This is a genomic window from Exiguobacterium sp. Helios (assembly GCF_014524545.1).
Taxonomy (GTDB): domain Bacteria; phylum Bacillota; class Bacilli; order Exiguobacteriales; family Exiguobacteriaceae; genus Exiguobacterium_A.
Window position 1 is genome coordinate 1,718,999 of the sequence record NZ_CP053557.1, and the last position, 16,071, is coordinate 1,735,069.

Here is a 16,071-nt window from a genome sequence, read left to right on the forward strand (position 1 = left end):
AAATACGATTCAAAACAGTTGCCAATTTGAAGGTCATCCGATACTATAATAACCATAACGTTTTACTGTACGGTTCAAATGCAGGAATCATTTTACGATTCAAACTATTTTACCGGAGGTGACCCCCTGTCTCAGGGGAATGGATTGGACATATTGTTGGTATTGAATTTGGCGTTGCTTGTATTGTTGATTGTCTTAACGGCGTTTTTCGTCGGCTCGGAGTTTGCGGTCGTCAAGGTTCGGATGTCGCGGCTTGATCAAATGATTCAGGAAGGAAATAAGGGCGCGGTCCTGGCAAAAAAAGTCGCCAGTGATTTGGACTACTATCTGTCCGCCTGTCAGCTCGGAATCACAATTACGGCACTCGGTCTTGGAGCACTCGGGAAACCGACCGTCGAAAAGTTGCTCGGACCGGTGTTCGATGAATTTGGTGTCGCTGCGGCGCTGTCGACGATCCTGTCGTACACGATTGCTTTCGTTTCGGTCACATTCCTGCACGTCGTCATCGGAGAGCTCGCACCAAAGACACTGGCGATCCAGTATGCAGAACGGATGACATTACTCCTTGCGCCGGCGTTATATGTGTTCGGTAAAATCATGTACCCGTTCATCTGGGTCATGAACGGTTCGGCCCGGATTTTCTTACGTCTGTTCGGCGTTCAGCCGGCAGGACACGAACAAGCCCACTCGGAAGAAGAGTTGAAAATCATCATGTCGCAAAGCTTTAAGAGCGGTGAAATCAATCAGACGGAACTCGCCTTGATGCAAAACGTGTTTGCGTTTGATGAGCGGGTGACGAAAGACATCATGGTGCCGCGGATGAACGTGACGACGCTCTCGCTCAGCATGACGTGGACGGAAATCCTGCAGGTCATGACCGACAATCAGTACACGCGTTATCCGGTCATTGAAGATTTCGATAAAGACAAAATCATCGGCTACGTCAACGTCAAGGAAGTCCTGACGGATCAGGCAAACGATCAACAGCGGGATTTACGAAAGTATCTGAAAGACATTCCCGCTGTATCGGAAATCACACCGCTTCAGGAAACGTTGCTGAAGATGAAGGTGACGCGTTCCCACATCGCGCTCGTCATCGACGAATACGGCGGGACTGCCGGCATGATTGCGATGGAGGACTTGCTTGAAGAAATCGTCGGTGAGATCCGCGATGAGTTTGATGAAGATGAACAGGCTGATATCGAAACGATTTCAAAGACGGAATACCAACTGTCGGGAACAGTTCTCCTCGCAGATTTAGTTGAGCGCTTTAACCTGACGTTTCCTGATGCGGACGAAATCGATACGATTGCCGGGTTCATCCAGGCAAAAGGAACGGACTATCAGGTCGGGGAACGGTATGAGACAGAGGCGTACGATCTCGAACTGTTACACGTCGAGAACTACCAAATCCAGCAAGTGAAACTGATCTTGAAACAGTTGTCCTAACAGTTGAAGCAAGCGCTCTGTGTCTCAAGGAGTGCTTGTTTTTTCTGTTTCAAAATATATTTTGAAAGCGCTTCATAAAAAGGATTGACGCAGCATCCATTCCATCGTATTCTAGTAATGAAAAGAATAAACCAATCAGGATTGTTACTGCGAAAGCAGGCAAAACCTAAATTGATATCTGTTGCGTGTTGCGGCGATGGATATGAATTTAGGTTTTTTCTTTTCAATACGATGCTCTAAGGGTGGAGGTGAGGGGTTCCGTGCAAATCGTGAAAGTCTTCAATAACAATGTCGTGGCGATTGAATCGAACGGACAGGAACATGTGGTCATGGGGCGGGGAATCGCATTTCAAAAACGAATGGGCGATGTAATTGACGAATCGAGAATCGAAAAAGTCTTTACGCTCGAGAGTAAAGAGAGCCGGGAACGATTCATCGATTTTTTGAACGAGATGCCGCAGGCTGAAATCGAGACGGTCAAGGAAATCGTCAAGATGGCCGAAGCCAGACTCAATAAATCGCTGCATGATACGGTGTACGTGACACTGGCCGATCATATCCACTACGCACTGTCACGATATGCAGACGGAATCATGATCCGGAATCCGCTCGTCTGGGAAGTCAAACGGTTTTATGGTCCGGAGTTTGCGGCCGGCAAAGAAGCGGTCCGGCTGATCAATGAACGGCATGGCGTCAATCTCGACGAAGAGGAGGCGGTCTCGATTGCGTTGCATCTGGTCAATGCCTCGATGTCCGGCGTCAAAGGCGAAAGTTTACACATCGTCACCGAGATGACGAAGGCGACGCAAGCAATCATGACGATCATCACCTATCATTTCCAGGTCGAACTGGATGAAGAGTCTCACGCGTACGGCCGCTTTTTAACCCATCTCAAGTTTTTTGTTCAGCGAATCGTCTCCAAGAAGAAGCTGAACCCGGGCGGAGATGAAGAATTGTATGAAATGGTCAAATCCCGTTATCCGAAAGCGTTTGAGTGTGTCGAAAAAATCGCTAATCTGATTACTGGGAAGTATGACTACACGGTTTCAAAAGATGAACGGCTTTACTTGATGATTCATATCGAAAATCTCATGAAACAGAATCAATCCTAAGGATGGTTACCGCAGCAGCGGGCCAAACCTAAATGATTACAGGTGGTTTTCACTTGTCGTCGTTTAGGTTTTTTTATTCCAAAAAATCATGAATGGAGTGAGTCAGGTGGGCAAATATCAAACACTTGCACAAGTTATCGTCCGATTGGTCGGGGGCGAAGACAACGTCAAGACCGTCTTCCATTGCGCGACACGGTTACGTTTCAAACTAAAGGATGAACAAAAAGCTGATGCCGAAGCGTTAAAACAGGTCGACGGTATCATCACCGTCGTCAAGAGCGGCGGTCAGTTCCAGGTCGTCATAGGCAACCATGTCGGCGACGTCTACAACGAACTGCACGGAATCGGTCAGGAAACGTCGGAAGAGACGGAAAAGACCAGTTTATTCAACCGCTTCATCGATACGATTGCCGGTATCTTTACACCGATCCTCGGACCGATGGCAGGAAGCGGATTATTAAAAGGATTGCTCGCGATTCTTGTTGCGACCGGCTTATTGACACCGACGATGGGCACGTACATCGTCTTGAACGCGACGGCGGATGCTCTGTTTTACTTCCTGCCGGTCGTTCTCGGACATTCGGCGGCGAAAAAATTCGGCGGCAATCCGTATATCGGAATGATTATCGGGGGAGCGCTCGTCTATCCGTCGATCGTCGCCCTGCAAGCTTCCGGTGAGAGTCTGACCTTCCTGACGATTCCGGTTGTTCTGATGAGTTATGCTTCATCCGTCATTCCGATTATCTTGGCGACGCTTGTCTCATCAAAACTTGAAAAATTCTTTAACCGTCACTCGCATGAAGCGGTCAAAAACTTTACGACACCGATGCTCGTCCTGATGATCGTCGTTCCGGTAACGTTCCTTGCGATTGGACCACTTGCGACATACGCGAGCCAAGGGCTTGCAGCCGGTTACTCGTTCCTCTACAACTTGAGTCCGGTCATCGCGATTGCCTTCATCGGAGCCTTTTGGCAAATCTTCGTCATGTTTGGTCTCCACTGGGGACTGGTGCCGATCATTATCAATAACCTGGCAGTCAACGGTTTTGACACGATTACAGTCGGTGTCCTGATGGCGACATTTGGTCAGGTCGGAGCCGTCTTCGCCATCACGATGCGGGCGAAAGATCCGAAAATCAAAGGACTCGGTACATCTTCGACGATTGCCGGCATCTTCGGGATCACGGAACCGGCGATGTACGGGTTGACGTTACCGCGGAAAAAACCATTCATTTTTGGTGTTATCGGTGGAGCGGTCGGCGGACTGGTCGGCGGCGGGCTCGGAACAGCTTCCTACGCGATGGGCGGACTCGGGATTTTCGGTATTCCGGTCATGATTCCGCAGGACGGTCTCAACTTGACGTTCTGGGGTGCACTGATTGGTCTTGCTGTCGCGACACTCGTGTCGTTCGGACTGACATACTTCTTTGCCCGCGACAACGAACAGGTTACGCAAGAAATACCGACGATCAGCGAACAGGTTGGCTTACCGGTCCTCGCACCGGTCAAAGGTGAAATCATTTCACTTGAACAAGTCGATGATGCCGTCTTCTCAAGCGGCGCAATGGGAAAAGGATTAGCGATCATTCCGGATGAAGGTGTCGTCTATGCCCCGTTTGACGGAGAAGTCGTCACGGTGTATCCATCGAAACATGCGATCGGTCTACGGTCGGACACCGGCGTTGAAATTTTGGTTCACATCGGTCTCGACACCGTCCAGCTGAACGGTCAACACTTTGAGTCGTTCGTCGAGAGTGGTCAGGCAATCCGGGTCGGTGATCCGTTGATCCGCTTCGATATCGAGCGGATCAAACAAGCCGGATATGACGTCATCACGCCGATCATCGTGACGAATACAGCGAGTTATCTCGACGTCTTACCGACGTATCAAGGAACGGTCGAACCGTCACGCGATGTCTTACGCATCTTAGTCTAAAACCAATCAGAGGAGGAATTATTCATGAAACAGATCAAATCCGATTTTCTATGGGGCGGCGCAACGGCTGCCAATCAACTCGAAGGGGCGTACGCAACAGACGGCAAAGGATTGTCGATTGCTGACGTTATGCCGGGTGGCAAACACCGGATGCAGGTCATCCATGATCCGCAGTTCGATTTCGAGTTAAAAGAAGAGTATACGTATCCGAATCATGACAGCATTGATTTTTACAGTCGCTATAAAGAAGACATTGCCCTGTTTGCCGAAATGGGCTTCAAAACGTACCGAATGTCGATCGCCTGGAGCCGGATCTTCCCGAACGGGAACGAAACGGAACCAAATGAAGCGGGTCTGCAGTTTTATGACAACGTCTTTGATGAATTGCTGAAACACGGCATTGAGCCGCTCGTCACGATTTCGCATTACGAACTGCCGCTCCATTTGGCAAAAGAATACGGCGGCTGGCGCGATCGCCGGCTCGTGACGTTCTTTGAACGCTACAGCCGGGTCTTGTTCGAGCGTTATCAAGGAAAGGTCAAATACTGGCTGACCTTTAACGAAATCAACGGCGCTCAGTTCATGCCGATGCTCAGCCTTGGGATGGCAGTCCGCGAAGAGGAAAACATGTTGCAGTCGACCTATCAAGGTTTGCATCATCAGTTCGTCGCGAGCAGTCTGGCGACGAAAGCTGCCCGGGAAATTGATCCGACGATGCAAATCGGCTGCATGCTGATTGCCGCTCCGGTTTATCCGTTCAGCTCAAACCCGGTCGACGTTCAGTTCGCCCTGGAAGAAGAACGGATGATGAACTATTTCTGCGGGGATGTTCACGTCCGCGGCGCCTATCCGGCGTTTGCCGACCGTTTCTTCACTGAAAACAATATCGAGCTGGTTGTCGAAGACGGCGATCTTGAATTGTTGCGTGACTACACCGTCGATTTCTTCTCGCTCAGCTACTACATGTCACGGACGGAAAAAGCAGAGAAAGACGGAGGTGAGGCCGGCGGCAACATCATGAGCGGCGTCAAGAATCCGTACTTGAAAGCAAGCGACTGGGGCTGGGAAATCGATCCGGACGGGTTGCGGATCATCTTAAATAAATTGTATGACCGGTATCAGATTCCGTTGTTCATCGTCGAAAACGGACTTGGTGCTTACGATAAAGTCGAAGCGGACGGTGCGGTTCATGACTCGTACCGGATCGCGTATCTTGAAGGGCACTTGAAAGCGATGATGGAAGCGATTGGGGACGGTGTCGAGATGATGGGGTATACAAGCTGGGGCTGCATCGACCTCGTCAGTGCGTCGACCGGGGAATACAGCAAACGCTACGGATTCATCTATGTCGACAAACATGATGACGGGTCGGGAACACTGGCGCGGTCGCGGAAAGATTCATTTTATTGGTACAAGGAAGTCATTGCCTCAAACGGTGTAACATTGACGCAGACGTCCGTTTCAAAATAAGCAAAAAGACCGGCATCGCAGAAGCGAAACCGGTCTTTTTTTAATCGATTATTCAGTCCACCATAAAGCATCATCCGGTTTTTTGGCAACGGCTTGCAGTTCTTTTTCCGTCGAGACGGTCGGGTGGGAACCTTTTAAGGCTTTACCCGATGTGCTCTTGAAAAAGAAGAAGAACGTGATGAAGCCGATCACGCTGACGGCTGTCAGGTAATACGCCGGTGCGAGCGGATTTTGTGTCGTATGGACGAGCCATGTCGAGACAAGTGGTGTCGTTCCGCCGAAAATCGAGACGGAAACGTTAAATGTGACAGACAATGTCCGGTAACGGACGTCTGTATAAAAGATACTCGGCAACAGACTTGGCATCGTTCCCTCGAAGATGGCGAGGAAGAATCCAAGAATGAAGATTCCGATTCCGACGAACAAGAGTGGCTTCAGACCAATCAGGTAGAACGAGAGAATCGACAGAATCGACAGACCGGCCAATGCAAACAGGACGATGTTACGATTCCCTTTTTTGTCGCTGAGTTTACCGAAAAAGTAGGCGAGCGGAATCATGATGAACATGACACCGGTAATCAAAATCGTACTCGTTGAGCTTGAGATGCCCATGACTTCATTCAGGTAAGACGGCATATACGACAGTAACATGTAGTTCGTAATGTTGAAGAACGCAACGGCGATGAAACAAACGATGATATCGCGTTTGTGGTCCCGGAGAATTTCGCGGAACGATGCCGGTTCTTCCGTATTTTCATTAATTTCATTTTCGAAAATTGGTGATTCATCGAGGTGGCGACGCAAGTACAGACCAAACAGTCCGAGCGGTGCTCCTAAGATAAACGGAATCCGCCAGCCCCACGATGCCATTTGATCGTCGGATAACGTGACGAACAGCACAGTCGCAAGAATCGAAGCTAAAATGTAACCACCGAGTGTCCCGATTTCAAGACCACTTCCGAGGGCGCTTCGTTTATTGTCCGGTGATGATTCCGCGATATAAACCATCGCGCCGGCATATTCACCGCCGGTTGAGAAACCTTGTAGAATCCGAGCCAGTAACAGTAGAATCGGTGCCCAAATCCCAATTTGATCATACGTTGGTAACAGACCGATGAGCAGGGTGGACGCTGCCATCATGACGATGGTCGTCGTCAGGACAACCTTTCGTCCAAGGCGATCTCCGATTCGTCCGAAAACGATTCCGCCGATTGGTCGCATTAAAAAAGCGATCGCAAACGTCGCAAAGGTAAAGACAAGCTTCAATTCATCATTTTCAACAGCACTAAAGAAGTTTTGACTGATGATGATTGCGAGATAGGAATAAAGACCAAAATCGAACCATTCCATCGCATTCCCAATTCCGGTCGCGTAGACACTTTTTTTGGTTTGCTTCATGTCGACGACATTGACTTTTTCTTTTCTGAATTTCATAAGTTCTGTTCACTCCCTTTAATAAGTTCGTATCGTAACATAGTAGGGAATGAAGTCAAGTCGCTAAGACGCTTAACGACTTGAGAATGACTGAAAACGGCTCTGTGCCGGGAGTTGTCAAACCGTTGAGACTGTAAGGAAGACGTCTTGTCGTCAAGATAAATGAAAAAATATTAATTTTTTTCATTTCTTTTCACAAAAATGACACGTTTCTCATTCGTTTTCATTTTGTTTGTTCGTTAAGAATCCGCCCTAAGCAGGAGGTCAAGTTAAGGAAATGATTGGTAAAATTAAGTAGATACATAGATGAGTGAAGAGGGGCTGGATGACATGAATACGAGACGCATGGGAAAGTGGCTGGCAGGTTTGTTAGGTGTGGTGATCATCAGCGGAACGGCTTGGTATTATCTGTTTGAGACGTCACAAGTGAACGGTTTTCCGATTCCACGGACGGGGACGGTCGAGGAAAAGCCGGAGGGCTTATTAGTCAAGACGCATCTCGTGTCGGAAGTCGAAGGACCCGGCGTATTATACGAAATGCGAATCCGGCAAGCCGGCTGGAAGTGGGTCGACCGTGAAGGACTGGCCGCCTGGTATGAAAAAGACGGTCGAATGATTGAACTGACGACATTTGATGATGAATTGTTTCTCGAACCGGCTGAACGTGCCGGCATCGAACAATAAGACAAGCGGAGTTCCTATTCACAGGGACTCCGCTTGTTTTGTCTGCTCAATTTGCATAGAGCAGCTTTTTCGTATCTTTTTCGTAGACCCGGTAATTAATTTCGAACGCCTGATTCCGAGTCGTCGTCATCCGGCAATAATACGGAACCTTTTTGCCGTAAGCCTCAAGATCCGGTGCGTCACGGAAAGAAAATGTGTCGTTGGTTTCCGTTAACGTGATATCGATGGATGTTCTTTTTGACTCAGACGGTTCTAAAACACAGGCACCTTCTAATACACGGTAATCACGAAACACCATCTCGGTGAAGCTCGGCATTGTCATCCACAGACACAGCAATCCGATTAATAGGATACCTGTCCATTTGAGTTTTTTGAAAAAGGAATGCTGTTTGTTGTCAAAATGAAGGACCAAAAGGTAACAGGCCGGTAAGAAAAATGAAACACCTAACAAGAAAATGAAAAAATAAGTGATGATTTCAGAATTCATTCATACACGTCCTTTTCAATTCGATCATTCAGATGAATACAATAACTTATCTGTCTTTAAATCGTAAATCCGATAAGAAATCTCGAATTCATGATCTTTTGTCGTCGTCACGTGACACGTATACGGGACATCCGGTCCGTATGCGCCGAGGTCTGCCCGATCCAAGAAACTGAAATAGTCGCCTGTTTTGTCGTAGTAAAGATCAATCGTCCGCGGTTTGGATTGATCATCGTACTCCACCGTACAGACTCCTTTAGTCGTCGCATAATCATGGTAGACGACGTATTTCAGGCTGGGAACGGTATACCAAATCAGTCCTACACCGCACAATAACATCAGAAAAGTCCCGATATAATGTTTAAATCTCGCCTCATTGTCATGACGAAACGAAAAAAATAGTAACACGCTCAGTATAAGTAATACAAAACCGCCAGCAAGTATGCCGTAATAAAAAAGCACTTCTTTATTCATGCGATCATCACCCTTATAAATACAAGCCGTTCGCCTGAACGACGAATTGCGAGTGCTCGTAATGATAGGTAATGACGGAGTAGTCGAACGGACGGCCGTTCGTCAGGTGGAAGATCGTCTCGACCGTCAATGCCGGATCACCGGCTGTGAGCTCCAAATGGGTTGCGATCGCGTCCGGCAACTTACCGACATGCATATACATATCCGAGAAGCCGATGTTCAGTCCGAGTGCCGTCTCGAGGTACTCAAAGATCGATTGTTCAACGATTTCCCGGTTTAAGTAAGGCACGATGGCTTGACGATAATAGGATTCCTCAAGACACATGATATGCCCGTCGATGTAGCGGATCCGTTTAATGTAATAAACTATCTCATCAGTCGTGCAGCCGAGATTTTCAGCGATCGCTTCCGGACACGGGATTAACTCAAACGACAGGACTTTGGATTTGATGTCATGTTCGACGAGATTCTGCTTAAAGCCTTGCGTCGAAAACAGCTCGATATAGCCTTTCCGATTGGTCTTGCGGACAAAAATTCCGCTGCCACGGACTTGAAAGATGATGCCTTTTCGCTCCAATAATTCCAGTGCTTTCGTCATCGTTGTCTTGCTGACTTCAAATTGACGGATCAATTGATCGAGAACCGGCAGTTTGTCGCCTTGCTGTAAGGCATGTTGTTCGATATAGGCTTCGATTTCCGTTGCCGTCTGTTGGTATTTCAGCATGGCTCACCCTCATTTTCCAGTAATTGTTCTGCTTTTTCACTATAGCATAAGACGATTTCGAACTAAATAATACAAATAATTAGATTAAATATGGATTGATAAATTGTACATGTACAATTATAATGAGAATGTACAGTTCGTGTTAGAAGAATAAAGGGGGTTCAGGGATGAGTAAAGTGCGGGATTATCAGCAGCTGGCGCATTCGATTTTGGAAGCGGTCGGCGGCGAGGACAATATCATCAGTGTCGCGCGGTGTGCGACACGGCTTCGTTTAGTCTTGAAACGATCGGATGCGAAGGCGAAAGACCAGGTCGCTGCTTTACCGGGTGTCATCACGGTCGTCGAATCAGGCGGTCAGTTCCAGGTCGTCATCGGACAACATGTCGGGGAAGTGTATGAAGCATTCCGGCCACTTGTTTCATTAGAGGACGGGAATTCGGATCAGGGAACCGAAGCACCGAAGGGAACGATCTTGAACCGGATCATCGCGACGATGTCCGCCGTCTTTGCACCGTTCGTCTATATTTTAGCGGCAGCCGGTATCCTGCAGGGGGCACTCATCTTAATTTCACTTGTGTTTAAAGACTTTGCCGCGACGGGAACATATGAAGTGTTCAGCTTTATCTCATGGGCACCGTTCACATTCCTGCCGATTTTCATTGCCATCACGGCAGCGAATCATTTTAAAGTCAATCAGTTCATCGCCGTCGCCTGTAGTGCGGCACTTGTCAGTCCGACCTGGGCCGAGATGGCGGGACGGATCACGTCAGGCGAGTCGATTTCATTCATCGGCATCGCGTTATCAGGAACGACCTACACGTCATCGGTCTTACCGCCGTTGTTCCTCGTCTGGTTGCTGTCCTATCTTGAGAAATTCCTGAACCGGACAATCAATGAAGTCATCAAACCGTTGTTCGTACCGTTCTTTTGTATGGTTATCATGGTGCCGCTGACGATTCTTGTCATCGGTCCGATCACGACGCTCGGAGCGGAAGGAATTGCAAACGGATACAACTATTTAGCGGAAAATGCGCCGGCACTTGCCGGATTGATTATCGGCGGCTTTTGGCAAATCATCGTCATCTTCGGCGTCCACTGGGGCGTCACGCCGATGGTCCTGGCGAACTTCGAACAGTATGGTCGGGATTCGTTCCAGGCGTATCAGACGATTGCCGTCATCGCCCAAGTCGGTGCCGTCATCGGTGTCATTTTAAAAACCCGCAACAAGGAAACGAAAAAGGTTGGTGTCTCAGCCGGTCTGACCGGAATCTTCGGGATTACGGAACCGGCCATCTACGGCGTGACGTTACGCTTTAAGAAACCGTTCATCTACGGCTGTATCTCGGGCGCGGTCGGAGCGGTCGTCGCCAGTTTCTTCAAACCGTATTACTTTGCTTACGCTGGTCTCCCGGGACCATTGACGCTCGTCAACGGCATCAGTTCCGACTATCCGTCGTCAATCGTCGGATTGCTGATCGGAACGGCGATTGCCTTGATTTTACCGATCGTTCTGATTCAAATTCTCGGCTTTGGTGAAGAGAAAGTCGTCCCGGTGGCAACTGCGCCGGCGACACCGGTGCCGGCGCAGGAAGTCAGTGCAACGTTGACGAACGAAGAAACGATTCAAGCACCACTGGCAGGACAACTCGTGCCACTGTCTGACGTACCAGACGAAGTTTTTGCATCAGGAGCAATGGGACAAGGTATCGCGATTCGCCCGACTTCAAACACGGTCGTCGCGCCATTCACCGGTACGATCGTCATGATTTCGCCGACAAAACACGCGATCGGTCTCCGCTCGACGAGCGGTGTCGAAGTCTTGATTCACGTCGGGCTCGAGACAGTCGAATTGGGCGGGACGCCATTTACCTTACATGTCGAGGACGGGGCAAGTGTCGAAGCCGGTCAAACGCTATTGACGTTTGACGCGGAAGCGATCGAACAGCACGGCTTACAGACAATTACACCCGTTATTGTCACGAACGCGTCGAGTTACGCCGAAGTTATTGCGACGCAAAACGGTACAGTCGAAGCAAACACAGAAATTTTGATCATCGTGAAATAAGAGAAAGAAACAAGGAGGAAATGAAGATGAAAACATTACCAAACGACTTTTTATGGGGCGGAGCACTCGCTGCCCATCAATTTGAAGGTGGCTGGAACGCCGGTGGTAAAGGACCAAGCGTCGTCGATGTCATGACGGCTGGTGAACACGGGGTTGCCCGCCGGATCACCGATACGATTGAAGAAGGAACTTTTTACCCGAACCATCAAGCAATCGATTTTTATCACCGCTATAAAGAAGACATCGCCCTGTTTGCCGAGATGGGTCTGAAGTGTCTCCGAACGTCGATCGGCTGGAGCCGGATTTTCCCGAACGGAGATGAAACGGAACCGAACGAAGCAGGACTGCAGTTTTACGATGACGTCTTTGACGAATTGTTGAAACACGGCATCGAACCGATCATCACCTTGTCACACTTCGAGATGCCGTTGCATCTGGCCCGTGAATACGGCGGTTTCCGCAATCGCAAAGTCGCCGAGTTCTTCGAACGGTTCGCCGAAGTCTGCTTCACGCGTTACAAAGACAAAGTAACGTACTGGATGACGTTCAACGAAATCAATAACAAGATGGATGTTGAGAATCCGTTGTTCCTCTGGACGAACTCCGGTGTCAAAGTCGAGCCGGGTGAAAACGCGATGGAAGTCATGTATCAGACCGGTCACCATGAGTTGATTGCCAGTGCTCTTGCCGTCGCGAAAGGGAAAGAAATCAATCCCGACTTCCAAATCGGAGCGATGATTTCGCACGTCCCGATTTATCCGTACTCGTCGCATCCGGAAGACGTCATGCTGGCGGAAAAATCGATGCGTCAGCGCTATTTCTTCCCGGATGTTCAGGCACGTGGTTATTATCCGAACTATGCTTTAAAAGAGTTCGAACGCGAAGGGTATCAGATTCCGATTCTCGACGGCGACGACGAGATCCTGAAAAACGGAACCGTTGACTACATCGGCTTCAGTTACTACATGTCGACGACCGTCAAACACGATGCGACTGTCAACAATACAGGCAACATCGTCAACGGGGGACTGGCGAACGGTGTCGAGAATCCGTACATCCAGTCGAGCGACTGGGGTTGGGCGATTGATCCGATTGGACTCCGCTACGTCCTGAACCGTCTCTATGACCGGTATCAACTCCCGCTCTTCATCGTCGAAAACGGTTTTGGGGCCGTCGATACGATTGAAGACGGCAAGATTCATGACGCCGCGCGGATTGATTATCTGAAGACACATATCGAGGCATTGACGGAAGCGGTCACGGAAGACGGCGTCGAACTGATGGGCTATACACCATGGGGCATCATCGACATCGTGTCGTTTACGACGGGTGAGATGAAAAAACGTTACGGGATGATTTATGTCGACCGCGACAACGAAGGCAACGGTTCGATGGAACGGATGAAAAAAGATTCGTTCGACTGGTACAAACAGGTCATCGCAACAAACGGACAAGACCTGGCATATGACAAAGCAGCACAACGTTAATCAGACAGACCTCCACCTGAAGCGGGTGGAGGTTATTTGTTGTCCCTAAAAAAGGCTTGCCTGAACAACGAAAAGACGTGATGATAAGAAGATGGTTATCCATTATTTGTATGTATAACCAGATATCATCCTAAATGCAGGATGATTCAAAATAGTAATGGAGGTTATAACCATGTTTACAGTTGATGAATATTTAGCTTCAATCAAAACGAATCTTGCGCAGCACACAGACGTGCTGGTCCACAATTTGAAGGTGATCGCAGAGGCAACCTTTGCATCGGATGTCGAGATTCTTGATTTTTCAGCATTTATCGAACCGTCGTGGCATGATCTATCAATCATGTTCTTTTCGATGGACCGGGAAGCCAATGAAGTGTTTGAAGAAGCCGGGACAACGGGGTTTGCCGGCAGTAAGTCGATGCTCGACGAAGCGGTGTATTATCACGTTAAACCGAAACAAGCGGATGACTTTGATGTGTTCCATGAGGAAAATGAAGAAATCTTGATTGAACAGGAGCGACAACTCTTTGCGGATTGGTTCAGCAGTTGTTGGCAACAGGCGGGCGGAGATCGGGTAAAGCTTCCAGCCTATTTTAATGTCCATGACGAAGGAGAAACGTTTGATTTGAAGCGGCGGATTTGGATGGATGAAGAGGAAAAATGGGATTGAGTTCGGAGACGGTTGGCAAACACCGCTTCATGGTTGGTATCAGCATCGCGACGGTTTGGGAATTCGAAGCGACGTTAGATTACTTTCACGTGAAAGAAACGGAACGGATGACGTATCCGTATGGAAAATATTTTTTCCGGGTAATCAACGGGACACTGGTCGTCTTTTACAGCACCAGTGTCCGCAAAGTAAACGGTGTCGGCGGGAATCAGTACATGTTGGCGCATTTTCCAATCACGAAAGTGCTCGTCGTCGGAACGTGTGCCGGCATCGATAAACGGTTTGACGTACTCGACATCATTATTCCGGATCGTGCCGTTCAATATGACTGTACGGTCAAGGAAATTGAACCGTTGCTAAAACCGTCGTTTGTCGTGCCAATCGATGTCACGAAATACGGCATCGACGAGAACGCTACAATCGGGACAGCTGACCGCGCTGTCGTCATGTGGCGCGATTATTTGGAACTGCAGGAAAACGGTATCACGGTCGCTGATACGGAAGCGGCGGCAATCGCTTATATCTGCCGGAAAAATGAGATCGAGTGCATCATCATCAAAGGCATCTCAGATTTTCCGACCGATGAGACGGGTCTTGACCCGCTTCAATCGAATCAGGAGCAGATTAATGTCTATATCGCAAATACACCAAAAGTCATGACACGGATTTTTGACGATTATCTTCAGTTATTTATTTAAGAGGAAAATGCCATCCCGGATTGAACTACCTCCACCTACGCTTCACTTGGAGGTGGAGGATTCCTGAGTTATCCGACCTGACGGTCGAAACCTGATCAGGCTAACCCCGTCGTTCCGACGGTTGAAGAAGCTAAGATGCGTTCTGCTTCTTGTTTGAGATTCAGTCCTGCGTTCACATCTCGGTCGTGATGGATGCCACAACTCGGGCATGTCCATTCACGCAAGCCGAGGTGTTGCACGTCTTTGTGTTGATGTCCGCAACTGGAGCACAGTTGACTGGAAGCAAAGGTCTTGCCGACTTTCACGACGGTCTTCCCGTACCATTCCGCCTTGTACTCCAGCATGCGGAAGAACGCCGACCAGCTGACGTCCGAGATGGCCTTGCTCAACTTGCGGTTCTTCTGCATGTTCTTCACCTGCAAGGTCTCGATGCCGATGACGTCGTGGTTTTTGACGATTTCGTTCGATACCTTGTGCAGGAAGTCTGTTCGCTTGTTGGCGATCTTCTCATGGATACGGGCAACCTTTCGCTTCTGCTTCTGATAGTTCCTCGCCTCGGAAAGCGTGACTTTCTTGTTCAAAGCGATGCGTTGACGGCGGGAGAGCTTGCGCTGTTCGCGCGCCAGTTTCTTCTCGAGCTTACGGAAGTAACGGTCGTTCTTATAGATCGTGCCGTCCGACAGGATGGCGAAGTTCTTGAGTCCGACGTCGACGCCGACAGATGAACCGGTCTTCGGCAGCTCGTTGATCTCCTGCTCGACGAGCAGGGAAACGAAGTGTTTTCCTGACGCGTTACCTCGGATTGTGGCGTTCAAGATACGGCCTGTGACCTGTTTCGAATGGGCGAAACGAACCCATTTCAGCTTCGGAAGTTTGAGCTTGTTGCATCCAATCGAGACTTCAGGAAGCTGGTTTTTGCCTTGGATGTTGGTCTTGTACGACTGGACGGGATGGCGCTTGGACTTGAATCGAGGGCGTTTATTCTGCTTCTTGAAGAAGCGGTCAAACGCATCAGCAAGATGTTTGACGCTGATCTGAACAGATGTACTATCGACTTCCTTCAACCAGTCGAACTCCTGCTTCAACAAAGGAATTTCTTTAGAACAAGAACCGTAGGACAGTCCTTTTCCAGTGGTCTTGTACATTTTCTCCCACTTCGCCAAGAAGTGGTTAAAAACGAAGCGCGAACACCCGATTGTCTTCGCAATCAGGATTTCCTGCTCTTTTGTGGGGTAGATTCTGAATTTGTAGGCCTTGTGCTTCAACACCATTTTTCACCTCCTTCAAGGGGAATATACCCGAAAGGCAGGCCAGCGATTCATCTCCCACTTTCACTTCGTTTAGAAGTGGGAGTATTCTCGCCTAATTTTGATAAAATCAGAA

14 protein-coding genes are annotated in these 16,071 nt (G+C 48.8%); 9 read left to right on the top strand and 5 right to left on the bottom strand.

Going from position 1 to position 16,071, the window contains the following annotated elements; translation table 11 throughout:
• The first annotated feature begins 144 nt into the window (after positions 1-144).
• The 4 genes from HNY42_RS08970 to HNY42_RS08985 all read left to right on the top strand — a co-directional run bounded on the left by HNY42_RS08970 (position 145) and on the right by HNY42_RS08985 (position 5,967).
• Complete coding sequence (locus HNY42_RS08970) at positions 145-1,449, top strand: hemolysin family protein (RefSeq protein ID WP_188004274.1); 1,305 nt, start codon at positions 145-147, stop codon at positions 1,447-1,449.
• 260 nt (positions 1,450-1,709) lie between these two features.
• The gene (gene licT, locus HNY42_RS08975) at positions 1,710-2,561 is read left to right on the top strand and encodes a BglG family transcription antiterminator LicT (RefSeq protein WP_188004275.1); all 852 of its coding nucleotides are present in this window, start codon (positions 1,710-1,712) and stop codon (positions 2,559-2,561) included.
• An 88-nt stretch (positions 2,562-2,649) separates the two neighbouring features.
• Positions 2,650-4,497: a beta-glucoside-specific PTS transporter subunit IIABC gene (locus tag HNY42_RS08980; protein ID WP_188004276.1), complete on the top strand. Its 1,848-nt coding sequence runs from the start codon at positions 2,650-2,652 to the stop codon at positions 4,495-4,497.
• Positions 4,498-4,521: 24 nt separating this feature from the next.
• Positions 4,522-5,967 carry a glycoside hydrolase family 1 protein gene (locus tag HNY42_RS08985; protein WP_188004277.1) on the top strand — a complete coding sequence of 482 codons (1,446 nt, stop codon included), beginning with the start codon at positions 4,522-4,524 and terminating at the stop codon, positions 5,965-5,967.
• A gap of 48 nt (positions 5,968-6,015) precedes the next feature.
• Here HNY42_RS08985 and HNY42_RS08990 read toward each other — a convergent pair whose 3' ends face one another.
• Positions 6,016-7,401 (bottom strand): MFS transporter, encoded by a 1,386-nt coding sequence (locus HNY42_RS08990; protein WP_188004278.1) that lies wholly within the window; start codon positions 7,399-7,401, stop codon positions 6,016-6,018.
• Positions 7,402-7,731: 330 nt separating this feature from the next.
• Between HNY42_RS08990 and HNY42_RS08995 the strand changes: the two genes are divergently transcribed.
• A complete protein-coding gene (locus tag HNY42_RS08995) occupies positions 7,732-8,085 on the top strand; it encodes a hypothetical protein (protein WP_188004279.1) in 354 nt (117 codons plus the stop codon).
• A 46-nt stretch (positions 8,086-8,131) separates the two neighbouring features.
• Here HNY42_RS08995 and HNY42_RS09000 read toward each other — a convergent pair whose 3' ends face one another.
• The 3 genes from HNY42_RS09000 to HNY42_RS09010 are packed head-to-tail and all read right to left on the bottom strand — an operon-like array spanning position 8,132 to position 9,767.
• The gene (locus HNY42_RS09000; RefSeq protein ID WP_188004280.1) at positions 8,132-8,572 is read right to left on the bottom strand and encodes a hypothetical protein; all 441 of its coding nucleotides are present in this window, start codon (positions 8,570-8,572) and stop codon (positions 8,132-8,134) included.
• A 24-nt stretch (positions 8,573-8,596) separates the two neighbouring features.
• Positions 8,597-9,043, bottom strand: a complete 447-nt coding sequence (locus tag HNY42_RS09005; protein WP_188004281.1) for a hypothetical protein — start codon at positions 9,041-9,043, stop codon at positions 8,597-8,599.
• Between the two features lie 13 nt (positions 9,044-9,056).
• Positions 9,057-9,767 (bottom strand): GntR family transcriptional regulator, encoded by a 711-nt coding sequence (locus HNY42_RS09010; protein ID WP_188004282.1) that lies wholly within the window; start codon positions 9,765-9,767, stop codon positions 9,057-9,059.
• A gap of 167 nt (positions 9,768-9,934) precedes the next feature.
• On the opposite strand from HNY42_RS09010, the gene HNY42_RS09015 reads away from it, so the two are divergent.
• From HNY42_RS09015 to HNY42_RS09030, 4 genes are all read left to right on the top strand, one after another.
• The gene (locus HNY42_RS09015) at positions 9,935-11,833 is read left to right on the top strand and encodes a beta-glucoside-specific PTS transporter subunit IIABC (RefSeq protein ID WP_188004283.1); all 1,899 of its coding nucleotides are present in this window, start codon (positions 9,935-9,937) and stop codon (positions 11,831-11,833) included.
• A gap of 26 nt (positions 11,834-11,859) precedes the next feature.
• Positions 11,860-13,320, top strand: coding sequence for a 6-phospho-beta-glucosidase BglA (bglA, locus tag HNY42_RS09020; protein ID WP_188004284.1), 1,461 nt, complete (start codon positions 11,860-11,862; stop codon positions 13,318-13,320).
• Positions 13,321-13,492: 172 nt separating this feature from the next.
• A complete protein-coding gene (locus HNY42_RS09025; protein ID WP_188004285.1) occupies positions 13,493-13,990 on the top strand; it encodes a hypothetical protein in 498 nt (165 codons plus the stop codon).
• Positions 13,981-14,688, top strand: a complete 708-nt coding sequence (locus HNY42_RS09030) for a 5'-methylthioadenosine/S-adenosylhomocysteine nucleosidase family protein (protein ID WP_255508290.1) — start codon at positions 13,981-13,983, stop codon at positions 14,686-14,688. The genes HNY42_RS09025 and HNY42_RS09030 overlap by 10 nt, the downstream gene beginning before the upstream one ends.
• A 95-nt stretch (positions 14,689-14,783) precedes the next feature.
• On the opposite strand, the gene tnpB is transcribed toward HNY42_RS09030, so the two are convergent.
• Complete coding sequence (tnpB, locus tag HNY42_RS09035) at positions 14,784-15,956, bottom strand: IS200/IS605 family element RNA-guided endonuclease TnpB (protein ID WP_188005432.1); 1,173 nt, start codon at positions 15,954-15,956, stop codon at positions 14,784-14,786.
• Positions 15,957-16,071: the final 115 nt, after the last annotated feature.